The organism is Loktanella sp. SALINAS62, from assembly GCF_018263905.1.
Taxonomy (GTDB): domain Bacteria; phylum Pseudomonadota; class Alphaproteobacteria; order Rhodobacterales; family Rhodobacteraceae; genus Loktanella.
On the sequence record NZ_JAAFZU010000094.1, the window covers coordinates 7,153 to 8,713 of the forward strand.

Annotated in this window: 1 protein-coding gene and 1 pseudogene; both read left to right on the forward strand. The window is 60.0% G+C overall.

Going from position 1 to position 1,561, the window contains the following annotated elements; genetic code table 11:
• The first annotated feature begins 649 nt into the window (after positions 1–649).
• Positions 650–1,144 (forward strand): transposase, encoded by a 495-nt coding sequence (locus GZH79_RS18825; protein ID WP_249219307.1) that lies wholly within the window; start codon positions 650–652, stop codon positions 1,142–1,144.
• 220 nt (positions 1,145–1,364) lie between these two features.
• A pseudogene (locus GZH79_RS18830) lies at positions 1,365–1,561 on the forward strand (hypothetical protein); the annotation flags it as partial.

Below are 1,561 nucleotides of genomic sequence, written 5' to 3' on the forward strand. Positions count from 1 at the left end.
GTAAGCGCCGTCTCCGTCCCATCGGGATTTCACTTGCGGGCAGTGTCTGCGACGAGGTCAGTCTGACGCTTTCGCGCTCGTAAATGCTCCGAATGAGCACACTGGGGATTCCCGGATGAGCTCATCCGTTCCCCCGCGCGCCGAGCATTGCCTCAAGCCGCCTGTTCAGTCGGGCTTCACCCAGATCGCATCCGGCAGTTTCCGTTCCCACCCAATTCTGTCCCATGTCCGCACCTCAATCATTTGGTGCCACCTGACGAATCATGATCCGTTTCTCTGGGACAAGACCAAGTTTCATAGGTGAATCAATTCGTCGCACCGAACTTGTGGGTAACTGCAATGGACACAGGACGCTTACCTTGTTCACAGCTAAGCTGTGATCCTATCGGGAGCTCGACCTCAGAACAGAGGCAGCCCGTTTACGCTCATGCTTCGGGCCGAAAGTGACCATGAATATTGTTTAATATAGACGCGTAGCGACAGTATAGAGGTTTGGGGCTACGTTAGATGGGTGCATCTGGCGGGGTCAGATGCATCGCTTACCGTTTTTTAAGAGGTCGCAAACGATCCAATATCCCCCTGTGTCAGGGAAGTTGTCCGCTGCTCTACTTTTCCTCTATTTCACAGGTGGGCGGGATAGGAAGATCATTTGGGATATTCACCGGAGCGCAAGGCGGCTGTGTTGAAGCGGATGCTGCCGCCGAACACCATGGCCATTCGGCGGCTGTCGCAGGAGGAAGGGATCTCTGAGGCGACGCTGCACAAGTGGCGGGCCGAAGCGCGGGGCAAGGGTCAGCTTCTGCCCAACGCCGACGCTGGGCCCGAGAGCTGGTCGTCGCGCGACAAGTTCGCGGCGGTGCTGGAAACGGCGGCGCTCAACGAGGCCGATCTGGCCGAATACTGCCGCACGCGCGGGCTCTATCCGGCGCAGGTCGCGGCGTGGCGGGCTGCATGCGAGCAGGCAAATGACTGGGACCGCGTCAGCACCGCGCGTTTGGGTCAGGCCACGAAGGAAGGGAAGAAACGGGTCAGGGATCTGGAGCGGGATCTGGCCCGAAAGGACCGCGCCTTGGCTGAAACCGCAGCGCTGCTTGTTCTGCGAAAAAAGGCATCGGCGATCTGGGGGGACGGAGAGGACGTATGATCAGCACCCCACATCGCCAAACCGCCATTGCCCTGATCGATGAAGCCGTCACCGCTGGCGCGCGCCGGGCCGAAGCCTGTTGCGAACTGGAAATCAGTGATCGCACCCTGCGGCGCTGGTCAAAAAGCGGCGAGGTTCACGCCGATCAGCGTCCCCTCGTGCCGCGACCGGAACCGGCCAACAAGCTGAGCACGGAGGAACGCGCGGCCGTTCTGTCGCTATGCAATTCAACGGAGTTCGCCAGCCTTCCGCCCTGCCAGATCGTGCCGAAGCTCTGTTCCGAACCTGCAAATACCGCCCGGACTGGCCGACCAAGGGATTTTCTACCGAGGCCGATGCTCAGGCCTGGGTGAAATTCTTCGCCAACTGGTATAACGGCGAGCACCTGCACAGCGCCATCCGCTTCGTCACGCCAGA